22 protein-coding genes are annotated in these 21,651 nt (G+C 39.8%); 14 read left to right on the forward strand and 8 right to left on the reverse strand.

The genetic code is table 11. The features are described 5' to 3' along the window. Positions 1-181 precede the first annotated feature (181 nt). Complete coding sequence (locus BN2425_RS20970) at positions 182-1,030, reverse strand: DegV family protein (protein ID WP_042463807.1); 849 nt, start codon at positions 1,028-1,030, stop codon at positions 182-184. Between the two features lie 237 nt (positions 1,031-1,267). On the opposite strand from BN2425_RS20970, the gene hmpA reads away from it, so the two are divergent. The 4 genes from hmpA (at position 1,268) to BN2425_RS20990 (ending at position 5,333) form a co-directional block, all read left to right on the forward strand. Further along, positions 1,268-2,482, forward strand: a complete 1,215-nt coding sequence (gene hmpA, locus BN2425_RS20975) for an NO-inducible flavohemoprotein (protein WP_042463809.1) — start codon at positions 1,268-1,270, stop codon at positions 2,480-2,482. Between the two features lie 173 nt (positions 2,483-2,655). Further along, the gene (locus BN2425_RS20980) at positions 2,656-3,432 is read left to right on the forward strand and encodes an SGNH/GDSL hydrolase family protein (RefSeq protein ID WP_042463811.1); all 777 of its coding nucleotides are present in this window, start codon (positions 2,656-2,658) and stop codon (positions 3,430-3,432) included. A 13-nt stretch (positions 3,433-3,445) separates the two neighbouring features. Continuing rightward, positions 3,446-4,360, forward strand: a complete 915-nt coding sequence (locus BN2425_RS20985) for an ABC transporter ATP-binding protein (protein WP_042463813.1) — start codon at positions 3,446-3,448, stop codon at positions 4,358-4,360. Continuing rightward, entirely contained in the window at positions 4,353-5,333 is a 981-nt protein-coding gene (locus BN2425_RS20990) for an ABC transporter permease (protein WP_042463815.1), read from the forward strand. Before BN2425_RS20985 ends, BN2425_RS20990 begins: the two co-directional genes overlap by 8 nt. A gap of 161 nt (positions 5,334-5,494) precedes the next feature. Here BN2425_RS20990 and BN2425_RS20995 read toward each other — a convergent pair whose 3' ends face one another. Then, positions 5,495-6,718 carry an NAD(P)/FAD-dependent oxidoreductase gene (locus BN2425_RS20995; RefSeq protein WP_042463817.1) on the reverse strand — a complete coding sequence of 408 codons (1,224 nt, stop codon included), beginning with the start codon at positions 6,716-6,718 and terminating at the stop codon, positions 5,495-5,497. Positions 6,719-6,999: 281 nt separating this feature from the next. Between BN2425_RS20995 and BN2425_RS21000 the strand changes: the two genes are divergently transcribed. Together BN2425_RS21000 and BN2425_RS23410 are read left to right on the forward strand one after the other, a co-directional pair. After that, positions 7,000-7,548, forward strand: a complete 549-nt coding sequence (locus BN2425_RS21000) for a hypothetical protein (protein ID WP_052352983.1) — start codon at positions 7,000-7,002, stop codon at positions 7,546-7,548. 27 nt (positions 7,549-7,575) lie between these two features. Then, positions 7,576-7,701 carry a hypothetical protein gene (locus tag BN2425_RS23410; RefSeq protein WP_264757828.1) on the forward strand — a complete coding sequence of 42 codons (126 nt, stop codon included), beginning with the start codon at positions 7,576-7,578 and terminating at the stop codon, positions 7,699-7,701. 63 nt (positions 7,702-7,764) lie between these two features. On the opposite strand, the gene BN2425_RS21005 is transcribed toward BN2425_RS23410, so the two are convergent. Both BN2425_RS21005 and BN2425_RS21010 read right to left on the reverse strand, forming a co-directional pair. Then, positions 7,765-7,980 carry a twin-arginine translocase TatA/TatE family subunit gene (locus BN2425_RS21005; RefSeq protein ID WP_042463819.1) on the reverse strand — a complete coding sequence of 72 codons (216 nt, stop codon included), beginning with the start codon at positions 7,978-7,980 and terminating at the stop codon, positions 7,765-7,767. A 110-nt stretch (positions 7,981-8,090) separates the two neighbouring features. Then, positions 8,091-9,113 carry a M42 family metallopeptidase gene (locus BN2425_RS21010; RefSeq protein ID WP_042463914.1) on the reverse strand — a complete coding sequence of 341 codons (1,023 nt, stop codon included), beginning with the start codon at positions 9,111-9,113 and terminating at the stop codon, positions 8,091-8,093. Positions 9,114-9,313: 200 nt separating this feature from the next. Between BN2425_RS21010 and BN2425_RS21015 the strand changes: the two genes are divergently transcribed. Further along, positions 9,314-9,628, forward strand: coding sequence for a hypothetical protein (locus BN2425_RS21015; RefSeq protein ID WP_042463821.1), 315 nt, complete (start codon positions 9,314-9,316; stop codon positions 9,626-9,628). Positions 9,629-9,658: 30 nt separating this feature from the next. Here BN2425_RS21015 and corA read toward each other — a convergent pair whose 3' ends face one another. Further along, a complete protein-coding gene (gene corA / locus BN2425_RS21020) occupies positions 9,659-10,609 on the reverse strand; it encodes a magnesium/cobalt transporter CorA (protein WP_042463823.1) in 951 nt (316 codons plus the stop codon). 77 nt (positions 10,610-10,686) lie between these two features. Then, a complete protein-coding gene (locus tag BN2425_RS21025; protein ID WP_042463825.1) occupies positions 10,687-12,066 on the reverse strand; it encodes a hypothetical protein in 1,380 nt (459 codons plus the stop codon). A gap of 166 nt (positions 12,067-12,232) precedes the next feature. On the opposite strand from BN2425_RS21025, the gene BN2425_RS21030 reads away from it, so the two are divergent. The 3 genes from BN2425_RS21030 to BN2425_RS21040 are packed head-to-tail and all read left to right on the forward strand — an operon-like array spanning position 12,233 to position 15,759. Further along, the gene (locus BN2425_RS21030) at positions 12,233-13,567 is read left to right on the forward strand and encodes a spore germination protein (protein ID WP_042463827.1); all 1,335 of its coding nucleotides are present in this window, start codon (positions 12,233-12,235) and stop codon (positions 13,565-13,567) included. 18 nt (positions 13,568-13,585) lie between these two features. Then, on the forward strand, positions 13,586-14,659 hold the full coding sequence (locus BN2425_RS21035) for a GerAB/ArcD/ProY family transporter (protein ID WP_042463829.1): 1,074 nt from the start codon (positions 13,586-13,588) through the stop codon (positions 14,657-14,659). Then, on the forward strand, positions 14,656-15,759 hold the full coding sequence (locus tag BN2425_RS21040; protein WP_042463830.1) for a Ger(x)C family spore germination protein: 1,104 nt from the start codon (positions 14,656-14,658) through the stop codon (positions 15,757-15,759). Before BN2425_RS21035 ends, BN2425_RS21040 begins: the two co-directional genes overlap by 4 nt. 52 nt (positions 15,760-15,811) lie before the next feature. Here BN2425_RS21040 and BN2425_RS21045 read toward each other — a convergent pair whose 3' ends face one another. Further along, on the reverse strand, positions 15,812-16,975 hold the full coding sequence (locus tag BN2425_RS21045; RefSeq protein WP_235714709.1) for a TIGR04053 family radical SAM/SPASM domain-containing protein: 1,164 nt from the start codon (positions 16,973-16,975) through the stop codon (positions 15,812-15,814). 361 nt (positions 16,976-17,336) lie between these two features. Between BN2425_RS21045 and BN2425_RS21050 the strand changes: the two genes are divergently transcribed. The 3 genes from BN2425_RS21050 (at position 17,337) to BN2425_RS21060 (ending at position 20,560) form a co-directional block, all read left to right on the forward strand. Then, a complete protein-coding gene (locus BN2425_RS21050; protein WP_042463834.1) occupies positions 17,337-18,305 on the forward strand; it encodes a C40 family peptidase in 969 nt (322 codons plus the stop codon). A gap of 175 nt (positions 18,306-18,480) precedes the next feature. Beyond that, positions 18,481-19,905, forward strand: coding sequence for a PAS domain S-box protein (locus BN2425_RS21055; protein WP_052352984.1), 1,425 nt, complete (start codon positions 18,481-18,483; stop codon positions 19,903-19,905). 28 nt (positions 19,906-19,933) lie between these two features. Next, positions 19,934-20,560 (forward strand): TVP38/TMEM64 family protein, encoded by a 627-nt coding sequence (locus BN2425_RS21060; protein ID WP_042463836.1) that lies wholly within the window; start codon positions 19,934-19,936, stop codon positions 20,558-20,560. Here the strand turns inward: BN2425_RS21060 and BN2425_RS21065 are convergent. After that, entirely contained in the window at positions 20,557-20,907 is a 351-nt protein-coding gene (locus BN2425_RS21065; RefSeq protein WP_042463838.1) for a hypothetical protein, read from the reverse strand. The genes BN2425_RS21060 and BN2425_RS21065 overlap by 4 nt on opposite strands. 99 nt (positions 20,908-21,006) lie before the next feature. Here BN2425_RS21065 and BN2425_RS21070 point away from each other — a divergent pair, with 99 nt between their 5' ends. Next, positions 21,007-21,615, forward strand: coding sequence for a LysE/ArgO family amino acid transporter (locus BN2425_RS21070; protein WP_042463840.1), 609 nt, complete (start codon positions 21,007-21,009; stop codon positions 21,613-21,615). Positions 21,616-21,651 lie beyond the last annotated feature (36 nt).

The following is a 21,651-nucleotide window of genomic DNA, read 5'->3' on the forward strand; positions in this document are numbered from 1 at the left end:
GCCGAGGAGGCTCCCCGGCACGCCCGCGGAAAGCGAAGCACCTGGAGCGGAAATCAATAGGCCCCATTGCAGGCGATAATCAATTCTAAAAATCATATTTTAATTCAAGTAAAATGAAAAATTGCCGAGAAAAATAACCTTTCTCGACAATCTGAGGACTGAACATATTCAGTCCTTTTTCTTATTCACAAACCCAGGATAGCCCGATTGTTCCAACACCTGTATGCACACCTGCAACGGTTATGAGCATCAAAACTTCTGTTTCTATATTCGGAAAAGCTTCTTTCACTAATCTTTCAAGTTCTGTTGCCTTAGGATCGTTATTAGCATGAAGGACCGCCACTTTGTTTATGGTTTTGACCGCTGCATCTTCCTTCAATTGATTAATCAACCATGATGAAACCTTTTTTTCAGTCCGGACCTTTTCCTTAATCTGGGCGGCACCTTCTTCAATCGCCAAGATGGGTTTGATATTAAATAAAGATGCTAAAATCTTTTGACTTCCGGATACCCGGCCGCTCTTGTGCATTTGATCTAGATTAGATGGAACTAGATACAATCGTGTATGGTCACGCAGGGCATTTAGGTGGGTAACGACCTCCGTAATATCCCGCCCCGATTCAGCCAATTCTATCCCTCTTTTAATCATAAAAGAAAGCGGATAAGAACCTGTTCGAGAATCAATGGCAAACAATTTAAAATCTACCATTTCTGCTGCCATAACAGATGATTGATAGGTTCCTGTTAAAGTGCTAGAAGCATGGATCGCGATACCAAAATCATACTCCTCTTTTAACTTCCGATAAAGTTCAACAAAATCATTAATGGACGGTTGAGAGGATTGAAACTTGCCATCTTCATTTTGCATTCGTTCATAAAATTGCTTTTCAGTTATATCGACTGTTTCTTTGTAAAATTCATCGTTAATCACCACGTGCAAGGGAATGACATGTATTTGATGGTCTTCAATAAACTCTTTACTGAGAGACGCGGTTGTATCGGTGATCCATGCAATCTTAGCTTTTACCATACTATCTATTCCTCCGGTAGGAAACCTGTTTATTGGTTTGCAAAACGTTTTCTTAAAAAAGTATTTTCATTAGGTTTAAATTACTAAAATAATAGCTATGATACTAGTTATATTTGTCATGTTTATAAAAAATTTTTTTGCTAAATAATTCTAGGTGTGATTAAAATCACTTAATGCTTGTGTTTTCAGTCGTATAATAACACTGTCTTTATAGTGAAAACGCAAGGAGGATTTAAAATGCTAGATCAAAAAACAATAGAAATTATTAAATCAACTGTCCCTGTATTGGAAAAACACGGTGAAGCAATTACGACAAAGTTCTACCAACTCATGTTCAGTAATCATCCTGAATTATTGAATATCTTTAATCATGTCAACCAAAAACAAGGCAGACAGCAACGGGCACTTGCTGGGGCTGTTTATGCTGCAGCTAAATATATCGATAATCTGGAAGTGATCATTCCTGTTGTTCAACAGATTAATCACAAGCATAGAAGTTTAGGGATTAAACCTGAACATTATCCAATTGTTGGAAAATACTTGTTAATGGCGATTAAGGAAGTTTTAGGAGAAGCAGCAACTGATGAAATCATCCAAGCTTGGGAGCAAGCTTATGGCTTAATTGCCGATGTATTTATCAGTTTGGAAGCAGAAATGTATGATGAAGCTAAGAATCAGCCAGGAGGATGGGAAGGATTCCGAAGCTTCGTAGTGGACCGCAAAGTGAAGGAAAGTGAGGTTATTACTTCATTTTATTTAAAACCTGTGGATCAAAAAGAAATTGCTGGGTTTAAACCAGGCCAATACATAAGTATTAAATTGGAAATCCCAGAAGAAAAATTCACTCATATACGTCAATATAGTTTATCTGATGCGTCTGGAAAAAATCATTATCGAATTAGTGTCAAGAAAGAAGCAGGCACACAAAATCCAGACGGAGTGGTCTCTAATTATCTCCATGAACACATTAACGAAGGAGATACCTTAAACGTAAGTGCACCAGCTGGAGACTTTGTCCTGGATACGGAAAAGACTTCACCACTTGTACTTCTTAGCGGCGGTGTTGGATTAACTCCAATGATGAGTATGCTAAAAACAGTGGTAAACCTACAGCCAACCCGAGAGGTTACCTTTATCCATGCAGCTGCCAATAGCAAGGTCCATGCTCTTAGAGGTGAGGTAGAGGAATTAACAATACTGAACAATGTAAAATCTTATGTCTTTTATGATTCACCTACAGAGGAAGACCGTAAGAACCAATCTTATGATATAGAAGGCTATGTAACAAAAGAATGGCTGCAAAATAACCTTTCTGTAAATGAAGCTGAATTTTACTTCTGCGGGCCAGTGCCATTTATGAAAGCGATGAACCGTTCCTTAAAGGAATTAGGAGTGAATGAAGACCGAATTCATTTTGAATTCTTTGGACCAAAAGGCAATTTAGACGAATAAACAGTCAACCTAAACCGATTCCATTAATAAGGAATCGGTTTTTTTGTCGAGAAATTGAACAATAAAAAATAACTATGTAAAATTTTTCAAACACGTGCGTTGAAAGTTTGAAACCATAGCAATCTGTGATTAAATAATAGAAAAGGTTAGAACTTCGGAAAGGAAGAGTATTCTTGAGCAAGAATTATGTTCGCTTGGTAACAATCATTGGTGTGGTATTTTTCCTCCTATGGTTGGGGGGCCTTGGCTGGGCTGTCGGGAATTATTATGCCGGGAAACCGGAGTCACCCCCTCAAACCAGTCCCCAGGATAAAGCAGTTGATAATAAAAAGGGACTTACAATTACCGCAATAGGGGACTCGCTGACTAGAGGCACGGGGGACGAGACTGGTAAGGGATATGTAGGCGTTTTGGTGGATGAATTGAAGGAAAAAACGAAACAGACCGTCCAGTTAACCAATCTCGGGATTAATGGACAAACCTCGGACCAATTAAGACAGCAGGTACAGCAAAGTGAGGTGGGCCGGCAGATTCAAAAGGCCGATATAGTCTTAGTGACCATCGGCGGAAACGATTTGTTTCGTGGCGGCCAGGGTTTGATGGATTTTGATAGTGACAATATTACGGCAATTGAGAAAAAATACTTGGACAACCTGAATTTCATCCTTCAGCAAATTCGCAAAAATAATCAGGAGGCGACCGTCTTTTTCGTTGGATTATATAACCCTTTTATCGAGATGGACCAGGGGAAAGAGATGTCCAAGATTGTCCGCCACTGGAATTATGACAGTGCCGAGGTAAGTGCAGGTTTTCCGAAAGTGGTGTTCGTTCCTACATTTGATTTGTTTGAACTAAATGTGAATGATTATTTGTATACTGACAAGTTTCATCCGAATACAAAAGGGTATCGCCTAATTGCAGAACGAGTGGCCTCATTGGTTACCTGGTAAGGAGAGCGGATTCATGGAGAAAGACATTACTTTAGCAGTGAAGGATTTGAGAAAAGTCATTGGCAGAAGGGAAATTATTAAAGGGTTAACCTTTGACTTGCGGGAAGGGGAAGTGTTCGGCTTTCTCGGGCCAAACGGTGCCGGTAAAACGACTACCATTCGGATGCTTGTCGGGTTAATTAAACCTACATCGGGCAGCATTGAAATCTGCGGTACCAATATAGAGGAGGATTTTCAGAAGGCATTGGGATGTCTTGGGTGTATTGTAGAGAATCCAGAGTTATACCCGTTCTTATCAGGCTACAATAACCTGCTGCATTTTGCCAGAATGCTGCCAAGCGTTGGAGACGAACGAATTAAAGAAGTAACCAAGCTCGTTGGGTTAACAGAGAGAATTCACGATAAGGTGAAGACCTATTCTCTTGGTATGCGTCAGCGCCTCGGAATTGCCCAAGCCCTGCTTGGCAGTCCCAAAGTATTAATACTTGATGAGCCGACCAACGGCTTGGACCCTGCTGGAATTAGGGAGATGCGGGAATTTATCCGTTTCCTTGCGGAAGAAGAAGGTTTGAGTGTTTTGGTTTCAAGCCATTTATTAAGCGAAATCCAGCTTTTGTGTGACCGGGTGGCGATTATTGCCAAAGGGTCGATTATCCGGACGGACACAGTGGAAAAACTCTTATCCAACCGCGAGCGCGTTGCATGGCGGCTGTCTCCTTTTGAGAAGGGCAGGGATTTATTAGCGGCATTAACCCCGATTGAGGATGCGGACAATCAAATAGTTCTAACGGAGTTTAATGAACAAAAGACTCCAGAATGGAACAGGATGTTGGTAGAAGCGGGTGTTTCCGTCTTGGAGATGAACCGGAAAATGCCGGTTCTTGAAGACTTGTTCCTCGAGTTGACAGGAGGGGAAACCATTGAATAAACTGATTCAAAATGAAATGATGAAGCTAATCGCCAAGAAACGCCTCGTAGTGATTGCTCTAATTATAGGCGTGTTGGTCGTCCTGTTTACATATGCACAATATAAGGAAGTGCAGAGAGAGCGTGAAAAATTGGGGACAAATGATTGGCGGACGATTCTTCAGCAGCAAATTGTCGATACAACAAACCGGTTGAGCAGCAACCGGTTATCCGATGAATGGAGGCAGCAGCTACAAATCTCCCTGCAGCAGAAACAATATTATTTGGATCACGATATTAATCCTGCTGAACCTGGTGCTCCTACGTTTATGAGGATCTTTTTGGAGAATTCAATTGATTTATTTATTCCCCTGATGGTGATGGTTATCGCAAGCGACCTTGTGTCATCGGAACATAGCATGGGAACGGTCAAGCTGTTGTTAACCAGACCGGTCAAGCGATGGAAAGTATTAATGAGTAAATATATCACCTTATGTCTTGCCATCTCGCTGATTGTTGCCATTGCTGGTATACTGTCTTTTTTAATATCGGGTGTGGTGTTTGGCTACAAAGGCTGGGAAGCCCCGATTTTAACAGGGTTTAATGTCACGGATACGGGACTAAACACAACTGATGTGAAACTTTTAAGTCTTTGGAAGTTTTTGTTAATGGATTTTGGACTTGTATGGTTTGTGGCACTTGTCGTGGGAACATTGTCTTTCATGCTCTCAGTACTAATTAATAGTACAGCGGCAGGCATGGGCGTGATGCTAGCAGCGCTTATTTCAGGAGCGATCTTGAGCAATATGGTGTCTTCGTGGGAGTCAGCAAAATACTTTTTTATGGTAAACTTGCGGTTAACCGATTATATGCAAGGAAGCCCCCCGCCGATCGAAGGCATGACACTCTCATTTTCCCTGTTGGTTCTATTTATTTGGTGGGCTGCGGCAATGGCTGTATCGTTTATCGTATTTACTAAAAAAGATGTGTACTAGTTACTATACAACAACAATCAACCAAAAAGAGCCCATTCCAAATTGGAATGGGCTTTTTGCCTTAAAGAGGGGAATGATAAGGCAATTAAATTGGGTTGGTTCTATTCATTAATCAAACAGCAAGGACTCCTGCTGCCTGTGGGAAAACAGGTAAAGAATGCCTATTGTTTTACGGTAATTTTAACTGGTTCATGGCTGACCCCTAAGTGCTGCCTGATAATAAGAGCTGGGCCGCCAAGCATGAATAGGTATCGGGCCTCAATAACCTGTTTCATAAAGGCGCCAATTAATCCGGATAGGCGGACACTGCCCACTAGACCAACTGCTGCCCATGTGCCGAGAGAGGCGACGGAACCTTTATGATGGTACTCAAACTGTGTTAAAGCCTCACCGCGAATGGCGGCGACGATGTTTTTGGCACAAACGGGTGCCTGCTGCAGTGCTACTTGCGCGGTTGGAGGCAAGGCGGATTTTTCATTTTTCATAAATAAAGCATTGTCGCCGATACTAAATATGTTTTTCATGTTTTTCACTCTTAAATAAGAATCGACTGGTACTTTCCCTCTTTCAATCGGAAGACTAAATTTTTTTACAATGGTGTTTCCTTTTACTCCACAAGACCAAACCACAGTACGGGTAGGAATAACCGCTCCATTTTCCAGACGGATTTCTTCCGGTGTGCACTCTAAAATCTTCCTAGAAGTAATTAATTCTACATTGTGTTTTTCAAAAAACTGTGTCGTATATTCAACTGATTGTTTGGGAAAAAATGGGATCACGGATGGTGCCGCTTCAACTGCCACAATCTTGACCTTTTCAAATGGAACACCATGTTCTTTACATAATTTTGGTAAGGCATCAACCAATTCCCCGACCATTTCAATTCCAGTAAAACCGCCGCCGGCCACGACAAATGTCAAGCGTGAGAGGTCTTGGTCCTGTTTGTACAAATTGAACTGTTTCATGATGTGATGATAGATTGCTTTCGAACTTCTAAAGCTGCGTATTTCAAACGCATGCTCTTTAATGCCCGGAATTCCAAAGGTTTCAACCTCAAATCCTAAAGCGATGACCAAATAATCATATGGGACCCTTTCGCCCCCAACCAAACAAACCTCCTGTTTGCTGGTGTCAACCGTATCGACTTCAGCTTTTATGAAATTCGTTTTTTCCGGATTAATTAATTCAGGTATGGAAAGAGCAATCTGCCGATCTGTAGCAGTAGCTGCTCCGATTTTATGCAGTTGTGTTGTTAAGTAATGATAATCGTGCTTATTAATAACAGTGATATTGGCTTCCCCGGATTTTAAGAACTTTTCAAGACGCTTGCTTGTAATCATTCCTCCGTAACCGCCACCTAAAATAACGATATTTGGTTTTGACATGCTAACCACTCCTGCCCCCAGGTAATTTTTTGTGTTTTTTTGTGAAACATTTCACAATAAATATTAAAAAAATAAAACGTTAGTAGATTTTTATTGTGAAACACTTCACATATATTTACTACAATTAGATTACGATACTTTTGCAAAAATCTCAAGGTATATCGGTCGAAATTTATGTCAATTTGGTAAATTATTTTACAAAAAAAGGGAATGATATATTCGTTTAAAAAAATGATCCAAATGTAGTTGGAAAATCTAAAATAGTGAAGGGAGAAAAAAGAATGAAGAGTTTATTGTTGGTAATGTGTTTACTAATATCGTTACCTGGAGTTGCTGGCGCCGAAGGTTCGGGCAATGAGGCTGTAAAGGAAAAGCCATGTTTGAATTGCAGTGAGGAGCATAGAGACCATCACCGGGTCATGCATAAGGATTGGCAGGCAGAACAGGCCGAAAGAGAAAAAAAGCTACTAGCTTGGGTTGCCCAATATACACCGGACAAAAAACAGGAATGGACAAAGGTTATAGAAGAAAGGAAACAGCTTCGTAATCAATGGTTGAGCCCAGAAAATGCTCCTAAGCGGGAAAAATGGAAAGCAGAAAAAATGGCAAAAATGAAGGAACTCCGGAAACAACTAGAGGCAGGGAAAATCACAAAAGAAGAATTCATAAAACAATTGCATGGTGGAAAAGGTAAAGAAGAATGGAAGTCATTCCATGACCTGCGGCAAGCCGTAGAAAAACAGGATAGCGAACAGGTAGTTGTTATACTGAACCAGTTGTTGGTCCAATACAAGGAACATAACCAACTCTTAAAGGAAAAGTTGAACTGACAACTTGCAAAAGGGAGGAGATATACCATGGTCAGAAGAGCAATGTTGATGACAACTGCTGCTTTGGGTGCAGCTTATTTACTCCGTAATGAAAAATCTAGAAAAAAATTAATGAATCAGTTCCAAAGCTTAGCAGAAAAAACTAGAAGATAGTGTCTGCTACAGCCTTTACCGAAAAAAGCAAGCTGAATGTGATTCAACTTGCTTTTTCATTTGTTATTTTTTTAGGTCAACAGTGGTTTGTTTAGCCTCTTGGACATCCTCCGATATTTCCTTTTTTATATCATCTGTAATTCCTTGGGCAGCATTTTTAAATTCCCGTATAGACCTTCCCACGGCACGGCCTGCTTCTGGGAGTTTGTTTGGTCCAAAGACGATTAAGGCAAGTACTAGGATTAAGATCATACCCGGAACGCCGATATTAGAAAACATATTTTCATCTCCTAGTGAAAAAGTGATCAGTCAAGCTTATTATAACTCCTTTGAAGGTTGGATACTAGTGGATGCCACGTAAAACATGGAAGGCATGTTGGTACTTGATTTTATTGTGCAAATACAGATTGAACATAATGAAATAATAGCTTTGCTGTCTGTTCAATCGATTCCCGATGGGTTCGCTCAAATGCATGTGATGAGTCGATTCCCGGTCCAATCAATCCATGAACAATATCATGTCCCGACTTGATCGCAGCTGATGCATCGGACCCATAGTAGGGGTAAATATCTAATTTATATTGGATTTGATTGGATTCCGCTAAATTTACTAAATGTTTTCTCAGTCCGTAATGGTAAGGCCCGCTTGCATCCTTCACACAGATGGAAACCGTATATTCGTCGGTTGATTGCCCATCACCCATTGCGCCCATGTCGACTGCTAAATATTCGACCGTTTCTGGGGTAATATTGGAATTTCCTCCATATCCAATCTCTTCATTATTTGAGATTAGAAAATGAGTCGTATAGGGAAGGGTGATATTCTCTGTATTAATTTGTTTGATTAATTGCAAAAGAATGGCAACACTTGCTTTATCATCCAAGTGTCTGGATTTAATATATCCACTTTTGGTAAGCTCCACCCGCGGGTCAAATGAAACAAAGTCACCGACCTCAATGCCAAGGGAGCGAACCTCTTCTGCACTATGTACCTTTTCATCAATCCGGACTTCCATATTCTCTTGATTCCGCTCTGCTTTACCAGCATTTTTATAAACATGCACGGAGGTTTGATGCATCAAAATGGTTCCTGTATAAACTTTCCCGCTATTTGTTTGAATTTGGCAGTATTCCCCTTCAATCGAGTTATACTTAAATCCGCCAATCAAGTCAATCTTTAGTCTTCCGCTCGGCTTAATTTCCTTGACCATCGCACCAAGGGTGTCTACATGTGCGGTCAGCATCCGGTGCTGGCTGGAATCTTTACCAGGAATGGTAGCAATTAACCCTCCCTTTCTGTTCCTTCTTGTTTCCACCCCAGCATCTGTAAGGAATTTCTCCACAAACGATATGACTTTGGATGTATTTCCTGTTGGACTTGGAATCGAAACTAATTCAGCCAATAATTTCATCGTGTCATCGATATGGGTCAATTTTCTATCCCCTTTCTTATTAAGAATTCTTTTTTATTATATATCTAAACAGCAATATTTACAGATGTGGCGCATAGGTTACTAGTGTTGAATTTTTTTTTCGAAGGATGAGCTAAAAGAAAAGTGGACATAAATGGAAATAATCAAAAAGTAGTTAAAATAAAAGGGTGATGAGAAAGTTGACTAGGGTTGAACTACATCGAAAACATACAAAGCCATTCTCTTGGAAAGGCTTCATTTTGATTCTAATAGGAGGAATTATTCTAGCAATGGCCTTCTTCACAGTGCGTTATTATTATCAGACCACAATAAGGATAGATGCACCAGAAGAGAAATTGGGGGATAAAGTGGTGATACAATTGCCAAACGGTCAAGAGGTGTATACCTATGAAAATTTAATCGTTGAAAAGAATGGCAAAATGTATTATAAGGGCGAGCAGAATACCATGGATTTAACGGGTGGAACCGTAAGGTACGAAAACTGGCAAAAATAAAGGCGGAAGCATAACAGTGCTTCCGCTCTTTTATTTGAACCAACCTTTCTTCTTAAACCACCATGACATGCCAGCCCCAATAAGGAACATTATGAAGAGAATGCCAAAATATCCGTACTTCCAGGTTAATTCGGGCATGCTGTGAAAATTCATGCCATAGATTCCAGCTATAAATGTGAGCGGCATGAAGATGGTAGTAATAACCGTCAGAACCTTCATGACATGATTGGTTTGATTGGAATTTATCGAAATATAGCTGTCACGGATATCAGTAGTTAGCTCGCGGCTGGCCTCTATCATTTCTGTGAGCTTTAACAAATGGTCATGAATATCTGAGAAATAGACCAGCTTCCCCTGAATTTCTGTCATTCGTTGGGAATTTAAAATTCGATATATTAGGTCCCGCATGGGCGTCACTGTATGTCTTAGCGAGAGGAGCTGATGTCGTGTATCAAATAAATCCTCCAACAAAACTTCCATTGATCTTTCACTAGAGTTTTCGTCAATTTCATTTAACCGGTCCTCAATCTTATAGACAAGTGGAAAATAATTGTCCACCATTTTGTCTAGCACATTATACAGTACATGTGCAGGGTCCCACTTTTTGATATGGGGTGATTGACTAACTCGGTTCCATACCTCTGTGATTTCAAGTGACGGCTGAAAATGAAACGTAACAATATAATTACTGCTTAGAAAAAAATCAATTTCCTCTTTCGTAATGGTCTCTTGGTTTAACGCCTGCGTCACAAAGAAAGTGTAATCCTCATAATAGTCCAGCTTGGGTCGCTGTAAAAATTGAATACAATCCTCAATGGCTAAAGGGTGGAAGGCAAGCGGGTCGGTGAGCTTCTCAATTTCCTGTTCAGATGGCTCATGAAAATCAATCCAGTACCATTTATAATCCCCACGGACAAGATTATCAATTTCCACATTTTGTTGAATTTCGCCATTCTTTGTAATGGCAATCGTTTTAATCATATGTACTCCCTTACTTCCAAATCATTTATCTACACTATAAAGTAAACCCAGAAAAAATGACAGAGACCATCCGCTCTTTATGAACGCTTTTTGGAGGAAAGCACCGTTTCCTTCGTCCATTTTTTTTGGTTTATTTTATTACGGATTCCTTGGTATAAGCTTTGCAGGAATAAGCTGGTTACTACCACTAAGCCGCTGAAAACAATAAGAACAGCAAGGTATTCAAAGGGATTATAAGACTTTAGCTTTTCCCAATGAATGTTACCCACGAGGTCATGTGCAAACAAATTCATACTAAAAATCCCGCAAAAAACCGTATAGATCGTCAACACCAAAAGTAGAAAACTGTCACGTTTGGTTGCGGACGTTTCCTCGAAATTAAACAGGCTAACCTGCGCTTCCTTAATTTGTTTATATAAGGGTTGAATCTGAAAACCTGTTTGTATGAGCTGATAAATTTCCCTGCTTGTTCGGTCGGCAGGCTGCACCGTGAAAAAGAAATTGGAGGTGAAGGAGTCCATCGTATAAATAAGCTGCTTAATCTTTTGCTTATCCTGATCTAACCTAATGTTTGCATAATCCTCTATCAATTGTAGGAGTTTTTGCCGATGAAACATGGTTATTAATAAAGCGTAGTACATCGGTCCAAGAAATTGTATGGTTATTGGTTCATCTTTTTCTTGCAGTCCTGTGGTCAAGCAAGAAAAAGTAGTATCATCTGATAGTAGCCAAGTATCAGTCATCCAATGGCGATAACTATGTTTTTTTATAAAGTCTGTTATATAATCCTTACTGCTCCCGAGATCGGCTCCTAAACTTGCAGCCAAATACACCTCATTCTCACCAATAGGTGTTTCTTTTTCGAAGCAGAATAGCGATTGCACCACTAACGAGCTAGGTTCATAGCTCATTTTATGATGAAGCAAGAACTCAGGCAGCCCTAAAACTAAACATCCCAATAATTGGCTGGTTGTGGTTATTTCCTTATTATCATAGTTAAACCTGATTCCATGTACAGCCCCTCTATCCTGTAACAGTGCCCGAAACTGGTTGGCCGCGTTTAGGTTTTCCTGGAAGGGAAGATCATTTAATTGGGTACGTATCGTTAGAAATCCTATTTCAAAGGGACAAAATACAAATTCAATAGAATCGATCTGAAATGGAATTTCTCGTTCCTTAATCGTCTGCCTAATCATTAAATCAAGTTTTTTCTCATATCCATGAAACCCTTTTGACTGTTCGGTTTCGGGAAACAGGAAATGGTTGGTCATCGGTAGAAAAAAAGGACCTGAATGCGGATAGGTACCATCGTTCACTCTTCCAAGATTGGATGGTAACTTTAAAAACCCATGATGGTTTAAAAATTTGGTGCAGTCATTTAGGGAAGTTGCCTGGTATGAGAACGGCAAGATCCATATGAATTGAACAGATGGAATTTTTATCATTGCTGGCTGCATTTCTCTAAATCCTCTCGCGTAATAATCTAAATTCAACATGCCCGAAACCTATAAAAATTAACCGAAAAACGTGTACCTTAGGGAAAGTGTATGGTTGATGCACTAGAATAAAATTCCTCTCAAAGGGGAAATTAGGAAAAAGCAGTGGAGATAGGGTGGAATTCTTATGCCGACGATGAAGGTAGAGTCGATTAGGAAGAATTTATTGAGCAAAATCGAAGCACCTGCAGCGGATTTGATAGCAAAAGAAGTACGGACAAAAGATAAATACATGGAAATATTATACATAAGCACGATTAGCGACGAAGCAATTATACATGATAAGCTTTTGACCCCATTTTTTGAAATGGATAATCAACAGGATTTTTTAACCTTTTTGCAATCGCATCCTAAATCCACACCCTTTAAGGATGAGCAAAAAGCAGTTGAAGATTTGCTGAAAGGCTTCGTAATCATCTTTTACCAAAATGATATATTTACTTTTGACAGCAAAGTAAACTTAGCAAAAGATACTTCGGGAACAGTAGTGGAAACGACGGTTCAAGGACCACAATCAGGATTTACCGAAAATCTACATACCAATGTCGGACTTATTCGGGAGAAGTATCCTGTACCTGATTTAACGATTGAACAGCATTCGGTTGGGACACTTTCTAAAACGGACGTGATGTTGCTCTATGATCGTCGGTTTGCTGATCCCGATACAGTCGAGGAGATGAGAGATTTCCTGAAGTCTGTCCATATTCAAATGTTTCAATCTGGAGAACAGCTGCTTGACAGTATTACCAAACACAACCGATCGTTTTTCCCGACGATGCTGGTTACCGAGCGGCCTGACCGGGCCTCCGTAAACCTTTCGACCGGAAAGTTAATTATTTTGGTAAACGGTTCACCGTTTGCCGTTATTGCTCCCACCGTAATGAAGGATTTCATGTCGTCGATGGAGGATATCTACCAAACTTATTGGGTCGGCCGTTTCCTGCAAATGCTGCGTTATATTGGCTTTAATATAAGTGTTGTCCTGCCTGGCTTGTATGTTGCTACGACTGCCTATAATCCTGAAGTATTCCGTGTTCAGTTAGCGTTATCCATTGCTGGCAGCAGGACAGCAGTTCCCTATCCAGCTTTTATCGAGGTTTTGATTATGCTGTTTATGATGGAACTACTGACAGAAGCAAGTATCCGGCTTCCCAAAGCAATTGGTCCAACGGCCACAACTGTTGGTGGTCTGATTTTAGGGCAAGCCGCAACAGAAGCTGGTCTGGTGAGCAACATCATGGTCATTATCGTTTCCTTTGTAGCGATTACCAATTTTGTCGTCCCGATTAATACCTTCAGTTTTACCATCAGAGTTTTGAAATATCTTATTTGGGCATTGGGAACCGTTTTTGGATTAGTGGGGGTCGTACTCGGCTTTTTGATGATCAATGCTTATATGGTAAAACTGGACAGCTTTGGTGTGCCATATTTAACCCTGTTACAAAGTAAGCCAAAAAATTGATCACTAGGGGGAGGGGGCATGAATCGGTATTTTTTATATTTAGTGTTAATTAATATGTTTATCAATGCCATTATTTTTGTACCTTCCATTTTAATTAAGTATAGCTTTAATGGTGCTGTGGCATCCGTTATTCTGTCTATTCCTTATGGAATCCTAATGACATATCTTTACAGCAAGGCGCTTACCAAGTTTCCTGAACAAGGCCTTCCGGAGATATTAGCGGATTCCAAGCACAAATTGTTAAGCAACCTTCACATGGGGTTTATTCAACTAGCCTATTTCACAGCGGGTCTGATCACCTTGCTCGGGTTTCTGGATATCCTCAGCCGGTTTGTCAATCCTGAAGAGCCAAGACTTTTTCTTTTGATAATTTATTTGGCAGCCATTTTTCTTGTGATCGGCATGCCGACAGAACGAATTATGTATTTTGTGGAGATCATTCTGTTTTTCAGTGTTCCGTTTCTTGGTTTTATCGTATTTAAAGCCTATACAGGTGAAGAATTAAGCTGGGATTCTATATTAGAAGTAACTACTTACACTTTTGAATGGCCAAACTTGAAAGCTTTTGCAGCAGCAACTTATGTTTTTTCGGGATATGTCAATTTAATCATTTTCAATCGTGTCATAAAAGGAAAACTGAAGATTTGGAATTATCTTTTTGTCCTTTTTGTAGGTATTTTTAATTTGTTTACCACTTTTATGATCCCGATTGGCTATCATGGCGCAGATGGTGCAAAAGAATACCTGTTCCCTTGGATCTCTACTGCCGATTCTTTAAGACTTGTTTATAGCCCAATAGAGCGAGTCATTTTCTTATTCCTGATGTTGTACATGGGCATCACGCTGGTTAGTGTTTCCGTTCATTGGCATGCTGCTTTGGAATTGCTAAAGGGGACGTTTGGCAAAAAAGCAACAGAGAAAAAGAAATGGCTGGTAATTGCTGCGTTTATTATTATTTCCATATTCTCGGTATATCAAATTAATACAATTCGGTTAAATAAAATAACCGAATATTGGATGATTGTCAGGCTCGTTGTGGAAACGATATTCGTTGTTTCATTTTATATCTGGGCCAGGAGGAAGACCACATGAAGCTTTCAACAAAGTGTTATTGGTTAATCCTTATTCTTGCTGCAGTCCTTTTGTTAAATGGGTGCGGATATAAAGACATTGATAAACGATTTTTTGTCCTTGCTATGGGTATTGACCCTGGCAAACATAGCGATAAGAAGTATCGGGTCAGTTTAAAGATGGCGATTACCCGTGCTTCCAAGGAAAAGCCTACTGATGCCATTATTGTCACCGCTGAAGCTGATACGATGGGAGAGGCAGTCAGAACGATTAAAACGAAAGTGGAAAGAGAATTAGATTTCAGCCATTTAAAAGTTGTCCTGGTAGGGGACAAGGTAGTTAAAAGCGGTGGAAACAGCGGGATTTTTTATTGGTTTACTAGAAGAAGGGATATCCAGGAAGTCGCTTGGGTAGCTGTTGGAAAACCAACGGCAGAGCACATCCTTCATATTATGCCAAAATCCGAACGGCTTCCGGCAAATGCTTTGTTTCTGGCACTTGGTGAAGATGGGTCTGAAACTCCTTATATCATACCACAGTATTTATTCGACTTTAAAAAGAGATTGATTGAGCGAGGGTTAGATCCGATGATGCCAATCATTGAGCCTGATGGAAAAAATTTATTTCAGATCAACTCGGTAGGTGTTGGAGACAAGAGTAAAATGAAATTAGTCCTCGACCAGGAAGAAACGAAAATGCTCAATTTTATGTTAAATATGGAAAGTAAGAGTGCACAAAAAGTTGTAAGAGGAAAACATATCTATACAATTGATACACAAAAAGTGAAAACATCCTATAAAATCATGACACCTAAAGGTACACACCCCTATCTAGTGGTGAATATATCGCTTAAGGGACGGCTGGAAGAGACAAACCGTGTAATTCGCAATATGGAGTTATATAAGTATGAAGCCACGGCTGAAAAACAGCTAAGCAATGAACTAAAAGGATTGTTAGTAAAACTCCAAAAAGCCAATGTGGACCCAATAGGGTTTGGTCTCCGTTACCGGGCCCGCCATTTTAATAAGAATGACTGGGAACAATGGCAAAAGATCTATCCAAATATAACCTTTAAGGTTAACGCCAAAGTACAAATCTCCGATACAGGATTAGTTCAATAACAAAGGGACCAGCTTTAAAATACCCGTTCGGCTTGGTCCCTAATTTTTGAAACTAGGCTTGTGGAACCGATTCTTTTTTCCTCATTGCTTGTGGAATATAGACGCAGAATGGCTCGCTTTCCATATAGTCGCCGGTCACCGCATAGGTTCTTGAACGCGAACCGCCGCAAATTTTATTATATTCACAAACACCGCATTTGCCTTTGTAGTGGTCAGTCTGGCGTATTTCCTTAAATGCCTTTGCATGTCGATAAATATCAGCTAGCGGCTGTTCGCGAACGTTACCGCCGACAATGGGGAGCAAACCACTTGGCATGACCTCCCCGATATGGGAAATGAACGCAAACCCATTTCCATCATTCACGCCCTTTGGCGCCCGCTTTAATCCATCATGCATCGAAGCAAAATCCGTGGTAATGGTGTCTTCATAATGAATTTCGCCTTTTTCGATTAACTGATCGCGCATTTTTTCTTGCAACACTACTCGACGATAATGCTGTGCAGCGGTTGTTTTAATATCGTAAGGGGCTGTTTTACTGAGCTGATATAACCAACGGAACACTTTTTCGTGCTCGGCAGGGGAGATGCAGGCGTCCAGCTGCCCGCGTCCTGTCGGTACAAGCAAGAATATATACCACATGACAGCACCAAGTTCTTCTACCAGCTTCGACATTTCTTCAAGGTGGTCATAGTTATACCTTGAGATTACTGTATTGATTTGTAATGGCATGTCTAATTCATTCAAGTATTTAATCTTTTCTACTGTCAAATCGAAAGACCCCGGTGTTCCTCGGAAAAAATCGTGGATTTCTGGCGTTGGTCCATCAAGGCTGAATCCCCAGCGGGAAAGCCCTACCTCCTTAAACCGTTTCATTTTATCGACGGTGACGTTGGGCGTAGCACTTGGTGTCATGGAAACCCGCATTCCCTTTTTAATCGCATAATCAGCCAGGTCGTAAAGATCTTCCCGCATCATGCAATCACCGCCAGTAAATACCAGCATCGGGTTATCCATTTCAAAAATTTGATCAATAAGGTTTATGCCTTCTTCATAGGTTAATTCACGCGGATCTGCCGTCAGCTGGGCATCGGCCCGGCAGTGAACGCATTTCAGCTGGCAGGCTCTGGTCACTTCCCAAATAACGATAAATGGATTTTCATCATAATTTATGGTCTTGCCCAAACCATGGGGATGTCCTTTTCCAATTCCTTGCATGTTCATCACCAAATTCATATTTATTTTTAAAACGGTATTAAAAGGTTCTATAGATTAATTATAAATTTGGTAGAGAAAGCGTGAATGGACGGTTTGTTACAATTTTTCTACATTCAGACGTTACAATGACATTTCAATCGGTTTGTTACAATTCTATTACAATAACATTACAGGTGAATGGAGCATACCAAAATCATTCCGAGTATTTATCAGTAACTTTTGTGCAAAGTAATTGTCATAATAGGTCCATTTATTTCCTATTGAGTAAGGATTTCTTATGTAAACCATATCTTTGGTATTTTAACCATCTGTAAAGCTCCTTTATGATAGAGGTATATCATCTAAGGGAGTGCTACCACGTATGAAACATCTACTTACAGCAACTGCCGCTGCGGGCATTTTGTTTACTTCTTTTAGCGGGATCGCAAGTGCGCATGAAAATCTCTATACCGTACAATCAGGAGACAGTCTCTGGAACATCTCGCAAACTACTAAAATATCGGTCTCTGATTTAAAAGCATGGAACCATTTATCCTCGGATACGATTTATGTCAACCAAAAACTTTCCCTTTTGGCGCCACATACTCATGACTCTGAACCTTCTGCAGTCATTTCAGCTAATTCTACTACAACCTACACTGTTAAGGCAGGAGACACGCTTTCAGGTATTGCCAAACAATATGGCACTACTGTTACTACAATTAAAACCACAAATGGATTAACCACAGATACTATTTATATCGGACAAAAGCTTACGATTAATAGCATCCAGGTAAGTAAAGAGCAGACAGCTGCTGGTTCGACCTATACGGTTCAAAGCGGAGATTGTTTATCCGTTTTAGCTGCTAAATTTCATTTAACAACCTCACAGTTAAAATCTATGAATCAATTAACATCTGACACTGTTTATGTTGGCCAAGTATTAAAGGTCACAGCTGCAGAAGTACATGCTTCAACACCAATTGTTAACGTATCAAAAGCACAAATGGTTGTCGACGAGGCAAAAAAATATATCGGTTCTCCATATTTATGGGGGGGGGCAACCCCTGCTGGCTTTGATTGCAGTGGATTCACTAGTTACGTATTTAACAAGGTGGGTGTTGCTATTCCACGGACAGCTGCAACACAATTTTCGGGGCTTAAAGAGGTCAGTAACCCGAATCCCGGCGATTTAGTATTTTTTGAGACGTACGCACCCGGGCCATCACACGTTGGAATTTATCTCGGTGATCATAAATTTATCCAGGCAGGTTCAAAAGGTGTTGCCATTGCAGACATGGATAATAGTTATTGGAAACCGCGTTATTTAGGGTCAAGAACAGCATTTTAATAGAATGGAGAAGAGGTTGTCACAATAAAGGTTGTCTCGTTTTAGGATAACCTCTTTTTTCAAAATTGCAAAAATATTTTTGTTTATCAAATCATCGTTTGGGATTATACTTAAGGGTATGGTTCTAATTTTGCCATCAATGATGGTTGATCAGGGTAATGTTTTGGAGGTTGACATGTTACATTCCAGTTTATTTAAAGAGGTCTTTTTCCAATCGCGAATTCCACAGCTAATCGGTAGAAGTGATTTATCCTTCATACAATATAATCCAGCATTTTGTGAATTTACAGGCTACACGGTAGAGGAACTGGCTTCATTGTCCATGGCATCAATCTCACATCCTGAAGACCAGTGCCTGGATGATATGCTATTCTCGGAAGTATTGCAAGGCGAAAGAAATGAGTATCAACTCGAAAAAAGATATATACATAAATCAGGTTCTATCAAAACGGGAATACTAACTGTCTCTAGAGTTTGTGACTCCTACACTGGAGAGGAGTTTCTACTCGGGCAAATCCTGGATATTACTGAAAAAAGGCAGCTGGAAAATGTCATGATGCAGCGGGAAAATATTTATCGTCTGTTAGCGGAGCATTCCTCTGATATGATTATTTTGCATGATGTCGATTTTTCATTTCTGTATATTTCACCTTCTGTTAAGTCAGTACTTGGCTATGAACCTGAAGATATGATCGGTAAAAATCCCTTTCATATCATACATCCAGAAGATGTAAAAGCCATTTTTCTTCAACTCAGAGAACTTTCCTCTGAAAATAATTCCATGTTATTCACTTATCGCTGCCAGAAAAAAGATGGAACATACATCTGGCTTGAATCTACGGTTAAAGTACTATATCATCCAAAAACAGGAGAATTGCGGGAAATAGTCTCAGTTTCCCGTGACATACAAATTCGCTTGGAAACACAAGAAAAAGTAAGGAAATCGGAAAAGCTGGCTGTTGTAGGGCAAATGGCAGCCGCCGTTGCCCATGAAATACGAAACCCTTTAACACCTATTAAAGGTTTTTTGCAGTTGTTTAATTCTGAAAAAAAGCTGAACCCAGAATATTTACCCATTATTTTGGATGAATTGCAGCGAGTTGAAGGTATCATTTCAGAATTCCTTTCGATTGCTAAGCCGCATTCCACCAAAACCGCATACATTGATGTGAACAACCTTCTGGAACAAGTCATTAAACTCATGCAAACCGAAGCATTAATGAAAAATAAGAATATTTATTTATATACCAATCCTGAAATTCCGATGATCCAGGGTGATCCCCATTCTTTAAAGCAAGTGTTTGTCAATGTCATTCAAAATGCTCTTGATGCGATTGGGGAGAGAGGTCAAGTGGAAGTCAGGATTATAGTGGAACAAGCAGGAATTTTAATTGAGATTACTGACAATGGCTGCGGTATCCCTAAAGAGCGACTATCTAAACTTGGAGAGCCATTCTATTCTACTAAAGAAAAAGGAACAGGATTGGGTTTGATGACGAGTTTTCGAATTATCGAAAGTCATAATGGGAGAATTACAATTGATAGCGAACCAGGAGCCGGAACGAACGTGTCCATTTGGCTGCCATTCTCGATAAAATAAAACTAGTGTTATGGTGAATGGAGGGACAATGGTTAATCGAGCGATAAGTCTATCTATTTTGGCAATCATCATACTAATTGTCTATACCATGAAGGATTCCCTTTTTCATGTGTTAAACGAGGGCGGTATCCTATCAATCTGGATTAGTATTCTTATGACAGCCATTTCTGTGTTTTTTCCTATTATCCCATTTCCGTTGTTAGCTGGAACCATCGGAGCTTTACATGGCTTTGTTCAGGGAGCATTATTTTCATGGTTCGGTGTTATGACCGGTACCATGATGTTTTTTTTTCTAAGCCGATACGGTTTCCGAGAATACGCGCAAAACAAATTAAAAAAATTTGATAAGCTTAATAAATATGCCAGGTTAATTGAACAGCATACTTTTATTGCGGTCCTTGCCTTCCGGCTCATTCCGGTGATTCCAGCACCTGTGGTAAATATGGTTTGTGGTTTAAGTTATGTCCATTGGCTGCCTTTTTTTATTGCCTCAGCGATAGGAAAACTGCCAAATATCGTAATTTTGTCTTACGCTGGGTCCGTTTATCATGAAAATAAATGGCTGTCAGTTGGTTTATATGGGCTTTATTCATTGATAATTTTAATGATTATTGTGGTATTCAGGTATAAAAACAAGACAAACAATCATCATTAAAGTGCTTTCGGGATATGGAAATCTGATTTGGCTTCAATGGAAATGAATTCTTTAAAATAACTTTTTAATATCAGCCATTTCGCAGGGTAGGAATAGATAAAATCTTCGATCACATCTGGTGAATAATAAATAAAACAATCGAGCCGTATCGGGTCTTTTTTTAAATCATATAAAAGGGCGTGAAGAATCGTATAATGGTCGTATAGTTGAAAGGGATTAAGTTTAACCGTTTCAATGTTATGGTTTGATAGATACTGCTTGATCGATTCTTTCTGAAGGTTCATGCTTTCTTCAATTGAAAGACCGTTTAGGCAGCAGCGTTCATTAATATAATAGATTCCCTTCATCTAACTTCGTCCTCTCTATCCTGTTTAGTAATGTTATTGACAGTTGGAGAGAGAAGTATACTATTTTGATGTTTGTATTCAGAATCAAGGAGATAGAAAATGATAAGTGCTGCTATACATGGTTTTCTACTAGCACTTGGGTTAATATTACCGCTTGGAGTGCAAAATGTATTTGTTTTTAATCAAGGAGCTGCCCAGCCGCGGTGGTTGAACACCCTTCCGGTGGTTTTAACCGCTGCACTCTGTGACACTTTGCTAATCTTTTTAGCTGTATTTGGAGTATCTGCGGTTGTCTTCGCTATTAATTGGATTCAAACAACAATACTGATTATTGGAATTGGATTTTTAGTATTTATGGGATATACGACGTGGAAAAGCAAACCAAGCGTTTCAGGTGAAGCCAATCAGTTTTTTAGCCCTCGGAAACAGATCGCGTTTGCCGCTTCGGTTTCCTTATTAAATCCACATGCAATCATGGATACAATTGGCGTAATTGGCACGAGCTCATTATCCTATACAGGCTCAGCCAAGTACTCTTTCATGATAGCTTGTATTTTGGTTTCATGGATTTGGTTTTTGGGTTTGTCAGTGGCCGGCCGCCTTTTAGGGCGGATGGATCAGTCTGGAAAAATGGTCGGGATTCTCAATAAGATTTCCGCCGTTATTATGTGGGGAACAGCAATTTATCTTATTTTGACTCTTATATGAGGAGTTATCCTGATCATATATTGGCAAGTGTTTTAA

It is taken from the genome of Neobacillus dielmonensis (assembly GCF_000612665.1).
GTDB classification, from domain to species: Bacteria; Bacillota; Bacilli; order Bacillales; family Cytobacillaceae; genus Neobacillus; species Neobacillus dielmonensis.